At 41.8% G+C, this 5,827-nt stretch carries 5 protein-coding genes and 2 pseudogenes; all 7 read left to right on the top strand.

Going from position 1 to position 5,827, the window contains the following annotated elements; genetic code table 11:
* Positions 1-1,303 (top strand): annotated as a pseudogene (locus D9K81_RS17810) (hypothetical protein); the annotation flags it as partial.
* Positions 1,304-1,354: 51 nt separating this feature from the next.
* Complete coding sequence (locus tag D9K81_RS17805; protein WP_120376139.1) at positions 1,355-2,635, top strand: hypothetical protein; 1,281 nt, start codon at positions 1,355-1,357, stop codon at positions 2,633-2,635.
* Complete coding sequence (locus D9K81_RS17800; RefSeq protein WP_117007090.1) at positions 2,632-2,925, top strand: hypothetical protein; 294 nt, start codon at positions 2,632-2,634, stop codon at positions 2,923-2,925. The genes D9K81_RS17805 and D9K81_RS17800 overlap by 4 nt, the downstream gene beginning before the upstream one ends.
* Positions 2,922-3,314: a hypothetical protein gene (locus D9K81_RS17795; protein WP_117007091.1), complete on the top strand. Its 393-nt coding sequence runs from the start codon at positions 2,922-2,924 to the stop codon at positions 3,312-3,314. The genes D9K81_RS17800 and D9K81_RS17795 overlap by 4 nt, the downstream gene beginning before the upstream one ends.
* A 13-nt stretch (positions 3,315-3,327) precedes the next feature.
* Positions 3,328-5,337 (top strand): hypothetical protein, encoded by a 2,010-nt coding sequence (locus D9K81_RS17790; RefSeq protein ID WP_120376140.1) that lies wholly within the window; start codon positions 3,328-3,330, stop codon positions 5,335-5,337.
* The gene (locus tag D9K81_RS17785; protein ID WP_117007093.1) at positions 5,330-5,560 is read left to right on the top strand and encodes a hypothetical protein; all 231 of its coding nucleotides are present in this window, start codon (positions 5,330-5,332) and stop codon (positions 5,558-5,560) included. The genes D9K81_RS17790 and D9K81_RS17785 overlap by 8 nt, the downstream gene beginning before the upstream one ends.
* A 62-nt stretch (positions 5,561-5,622) precedes the next feature.
* A pseudogene (locus D9K81_RS17780) lies at positions 5,623-5,827 on the top strand (hypothetical protein); the annotation flags it as partial.

Below are 5,827 nucleotides of genomic sequence, written 5' to 3'. Positions count from 1 at the left end.
AATTTCATCGTGGGATGTAGGCGGCGCGAATAACCCAGTTTTGGAGTCATTGGCAACACAGCTAGAGAGTGTAAAAACCAACCAAGTGTCTTATCGTGCACCGATGATTCCAATTCGCGCTCAATCATTGACTTTATCTGCAGTAAAGGTTGAAGGTGGCGTGCTGAATATTGTGCCAGATGGTTCAGGCACGATTGATACGGCAGACTGCGATGGATTCTTTAACTTTGACCAAGGCTATGGCCAATTCGTTTTTCGTGAAAAAGTGATTATTACTGAAGCGAATCGCGCGGAAATTATGGCGCAGGACTGGTATGTGGCTGAACTTGAATATGCGAAAGATGGAAAGCAATGGATTCATAAGCCGATTATGGTTTTGCCTGAAACCATCAAATATAGTGCAGTCGGATTCAGCTACATTCCGATTGATGCAGAGTTGCTTGGTTTATCTGCAGTGCGCTTACCGATTGATGGCCGTGTACCGATTTTCCGCAGTGGTGAGATTGGTATTGTCAGCGCAAGCAAATCGCAGGAACTGCCTGACTATATTGCTGGAAAAATCTATGCTTTGGCTGATCAGCGAATCTCTTGGTGTGAACTTGAAGATGCAAATGGAATCAAAATTCCTTTTGATATGTATACCGTGGACTATGACTACGGCAAACTAACTTTAAATGGTGACTTTGCTTTGGGGAATCTAACAGGCCCATTGATTGCTAAATACCGCTATCAAGACATGGGCCTTGTACGTGATGTCAAAATCAATGGCCATGTGACTTTTACTAAGCCATTGACACATAACTATGATCCAGCAAATACAATTGTTGGATCTGCACTTGTGATTGGTGATATGAAATCACGTTACACACGTTTATTTGTTCAACCCACTTGGAATTCTGTTTGGTCGGATGAGGCGATAGGTGGCGCAATTTCAGCAAACTACAACGATGCTTTGTATCCGATTGAAGTGAGCAACAAGGGTGCAATTCAAGAGCGCTGGGCTATGGTGTTTACTGATGCAACAACGTTTAAGTGTGTGGGTGAATACACTGGGGAGCTAGCGCAACGTGGCACAACCACAGCGGACTATGCGCCTCTAAACCCAATCACCAATGCTCCATACTTTAAGATTAAAAAAGAAGGCTGGGGTAGCGGATGGGCGAATGGCAATACTATGCGCTTTAACTCAATTGGTGCGAATTATCCGATTTGGGTAATTCGTACCGTAAAGCAGTCTGAACCAACAGTGTTGTCTGATTCATTCCAAATCATGCTGCGCGGTGATATTGACCGGGTTGCTTAAACCTCAACTTTAATATGACCGCTTCGGCGGTCTTTTTTACGGGTCGAAAAAATGGCGACTGATGTAGATGTTCAATTTTTTAGCCATTTAAATGGTTTGGTGCTGAGTAATAATTGGGGAGATATGATCCGCCTTTTAGATGCTTGTCTAGTCAATGGAGTTGAACTGCCAGATGTCACTTCAGCATCAATTGATGAGCAGGGTGACGTTCATATAACGCTATTTGCACCGCATAAAGCTATGTTGCTACAAGTGGTTGAGCTTGTAGGTTTTGAGCCTATATCTTTAAATCAGAAGTATCGAATTAAAGGTGTGCCAAGTGACACGCAGTTAATCCTAAAACCAGCGAACACTATTGCTGAGACTGCAATTACAACTAAAGGCGCTAGCAAATTAGCATCACTGGGTTATGACATTATTTTTCGTGATGATAAGGATGTTAAGCGAGTTTATCGTGCAAAAACTCCAACATTGAAGCATCCGTATATTCGTGTCGATGAAACCATTTCTGATGGAACGAACTCATATAATTCTAGCTACGCAAAATCAGCAATGGTTGGTTTGCTTGAGCACATGGATCATATTGATGATTATCAAGATCCTAATGTGTTGCAATTACCGTTTGACCCTGAAAATCCCTCAAAAAACTGGACAATAGAAGGTAACGCAGGCAATTGTATTCGCGGTTGGTTTAAATGGCACTGGGCATATATGACTAGTACCGCCAACTATGCTGTGCAAGAAGCCGAAAGTAATGGATCAATGGCAGGTAACAGAGGGTTTACTCTATGTGGTAATCACAATTTTTTTATAGGCTCTATGGCAACAACTACAAATATTGCTTCCTCAAGATTGATTGGTTGTGGAATTTACGACACAAGTCTTCCAGATGATGTTATTAAGCCATGGTTTCTGATGGCGATGGAGGCAAAAATCAAAGCTAGTGATGGTAGCTTAACCACTATACTCGCAACAGGAGGAGACCCCATTGCTGTTCCTGAATCGGGCAGAGGATTTATTAGCACACGATATAGCCCCTTAAATCCTTTATCCGCACACATCATAACGTATGGCATTACATATAATTCAACAACAGGTCGAGCTGGGGCATTTGGGGGATCAGCTGTTCCAGCTTTAACCATTCCTATTTTTGATACAGGTGGTTTTTTAAAAGGGGCGTTACCTTGTGTATGTTATTCCGGAAGATTGATCTCTGGACTAACGCCATTGCTATCAGAGAATTCGATGTATGTAGCTTCAACAATACGTACACGAATAGGTTCTGATACCAATCCCGGAGGTGTTTATTTTTATTTAGGTGAATTAGCATGAAACCGACGGGCTTTGTTGTTAAGAAAAATGGAGTGATGCTTCAAGACCTAAATGGCCTGATTTATAGCAGCATTAAGGGCTCTATCAACAAGCAGGGAGAGAAATACATAGATGCAATAGTTATACTTTACAATAGGTCGAATCTACTCCCAATTGCAGTAAGCAAGCCAGACATCAAAGGTCGCTATCAATTCTTAAATCTATATGCAGATTTGAAAACATTTATTGTTGCTTTTGACCAGAAACAACAATACAACGCAGTCATTCAAGATAATGTGGTGCCGAAATGATTCAACCCTCTTTAAAAGCTGGTCTTGTGCAACTTCAAGCGCTGGCGGCGTATCTCGATCAAGGAAGCTCAAATGCTTCCTTTGTTTTTTATGATGATGCGAAACCTGCTTCGGTCTCAGTAGCCGCGAATAATGCTGCTAAGTTGGTAATCTTAACTTTGCCGAAGCCTTGCTTAAAAACCATGCATGCTGATCGTATAGAGCTTTATCAGACTGATGCGGCAACGGTAACAAAAGCGGGAATTGCAATATGGGCACGACTGCTAAATGGTGCTGGTGAAGCTATTGCAGACTTTACCGTGGGTACAGATATAGAGCTGGCAAATCCCGAATTGGTGCTTGGCAGTACCTTAATGATGAACTCATTAATTCTAAAGCCGTCTACATAAGTGAGGTGGGCATGTGGCGAACTATATTCCACCTGATGCACATCATGTAAATCTTAATTTTAAAGATCTTGTGACCGGATCTGCAGATCTTAATTTTGGAGCGGATGAACAAAACCTCGCATCACTTGACGCAACCATTGATACCTCATTTTTGGCTTTGTTTCAGGCGCAGAGTTTTGATTTCAATGCACTTGAAGCTGAGATTAATGTTTCATTTCATGCTGAATTTAGCGCTGTATCAGGGCAAACTGCACGGCTTGAAGCAACCATCAACACAGATTTCGTTCCAGAGCTATATGTGGTAGGGATTAATGCGTATTGCTCCCTTGATGTTGTGATCAATACGTCATTCAATCCTGATTTTGATGCCTTGTTTGATATCAATCATCAATTAGGGGTGGAGCTGAGACTTAATACCGTATATGAAAAAGCGGTAGTACATCTTGGATCAACCGAAATACCATGGGCGAAACCTGTACTTAGGGTGTCAAACAGTAGCTTTTTTTATGACCGTGGTTTGGTGATCAATTATATTTCAGATGTGGGTTTTGAGCGTGGACTGACTTTATCTGAATCTATCTATTCTGTATTTGATCAGGGTTTAAAACTAAGTCGAAACCAAAGTATAGGTTGGCAAGAAAATCTCAAAATTCGTATTGTGAGGAACCTGTATTTTGATGAATCTATCAAGCTTCGATTGAATCGTGAATTTTCGCATCAAGAGATGATCCGAAAGCGACGGAATATTTCGTTTTCACATCAAGTCGCGCATATGATTGAAAAGCGGTTTAGTTTTGATTGGGACAAGGGCTTAGAGCTGGTCACACAAGATGAGATCCTTTGGGATAAAGCCAAATCTATCCATTATCGCAAGCATCCGATTGAACCATGGCCTGAGCCTGAAATTCCTCAATATGAGGGTACAGGCAATCTTGAGTTTGTATGCCTATGTCATGATATTGACTCACACAACGTCGTTCTGAATTTTGGGGCAGATGACTGCATTCCTGCAATTCCAAATAAAAACTGGTGGCATATCTTGAATACTTTATCTGTAACTCGCTTAGACAATGGTGAGGAAATAAATGTGCTGGATGGAAATTACAGTACGGATCGCAGTCGCTGGTGTTGGTCATATAGCTTGACTGTCCCAGCAGGTGAATTACCTAAACTTGAACCCATTAATAGCCAGCCCGTGATTTTGAAAATTATAGTGAATGGCAATGAGCATCAAATGCTTCTTGAAAATCGAAGTCGCGCACGGAAGTTTGCACAAGATGTTTATGTGCTCACTGGACGAAGCCAAACAGCATTACTTTCAGAGCCTTATTCACCTGTACGCTCATTTCTTCAAGAAAACGAACGCACTTCAGTACAGTTATGTCAGGCAGAATTGGATCGGGTGTTTAGCAATACACAATTGAATTGGCAATTGATTGATGAATTAGGGTGGATTGTTGCAAACAACAGTTTGAGTTATAGCAATTTAGCACCGATTTCAGTGATTAAAATGGTGGCAGAAAGCGGTGGTGGATTTGTGTATAGCGAAAAAAATGGCAATGCATTGACCATTAGGTCCCTTTATAAAAAGACCTTTTGGGATTCACTGACTATTGATGATTACGATCGGCTAATTCCTGAAAGTATTGTTACTGCGCAATCTACAGACTATGAGTTATATCCAGACTACAACGGCATCACACTTACCAATGACCGTACGGGAAAGCTTGCGCAAGTAAGACGAACCGGAACCAATGCAGACACGATCCTGCCGGCGGAAAATAATCCACTCTTTGATCACGTCAGTATGGGCTCTTTCGGGAAATCAAAACTGGCTAAAGCGGGAATGGTAGAAACCCACACCTTTACGATGCCGATCTCATCAGAAATTGGTGAGTGTGTACTAGGTGAAGTGCTTGCATTTAATTCTGAATGGTGGGGCATCGTGGATAGTGTCAGCGTCTCATTTAGTCATGCTGTGATCAATCAAACCATTAAAGTGGAGCGTGTGAATCATGAGTAATGCACTGCAACGTTTGATTGGCTTACTGCCTAAAGCGCCAGAATTTATTGGTACGATCACCAGTGAGAGCCATCCAAACTATAAAGTCTTAGTGGTCGATGGATCGGGTTTAGTGATGTGTACCAGCACAACACGTTATAACTTGGGTGCTACTGTATTTATTAGTGATGGAGAGATAAAGCGCTTAGCACCCAGTGGTGAAGTGATACAGATTGAAGTTTAAATAGTGACTAAATCAACAGCACCTTCGGGTGCTTTTTTATTGCCAAAAAATAGGGGAAATAAATGGAGCCTGTCTCTACAAGTGGTATTGCTACTTTTTTAAAGTTTTATGGAGCTGCAGTGGCTGTGACATTAGCCATCTGTCTGGTTGCAACTGTTGTCATTATGATGAGGCTTCCACGCTCACCACAAGAATGGGCGGTGGGGCTAATTTGTACTGTGGTATCCAGTCTTACAGGAGGTGCTTTCATCATTGTGAAATGGGGCC

Source organism: Acinetobacter chengduensis (assembly GCF_003664645.1).
GTDB classification, from domain to species: Bacteria; Pseudomonadota; Gammaproteobacteria; order Pseudomonadales; family Moraxellaceae; genus Acinetobacter; species Acinetobacter chengduensis.
Note: the sequence above shows the minus strand (reverse complement) of the source record. Positions and strands in the feature narration are given on the sequence as shown.

What these genes read in the sequence shown, in the direction of transcription:
- D9K81_RS17805 (WP_120376139.1), top strand. Translation starts at nt 1,355, where the DNA reads ATGGCGACTGATGTAGATGTTCAATTTTTTAGCCATTTAAATGGTTTG.
- D9K81_RS17800 (WP_117007090.1), top strand. Translation starts at nt 2,632, where the DNA reads ATGAAACCGACGGGCTTTGTTGTTAAGAAAAATGGAGTGATGCTTCAA.
- D9K81_RS17795 (WP_117007091.1), top strand. Translation starts at nt 2,922, where the DNA reads ATGATTCAACCCTCTTTAAAAGCTGGTCTTGTGCAACTTCAAGCGCTG.
- D9K81_RS17785 (WP_117007093.1), top strand. Translation starts at nt 5,330, where the DNA reads ATGAGTAATGCACTGCAACGTTTGATTGGCTTACTGCCTAAAGCGCCA.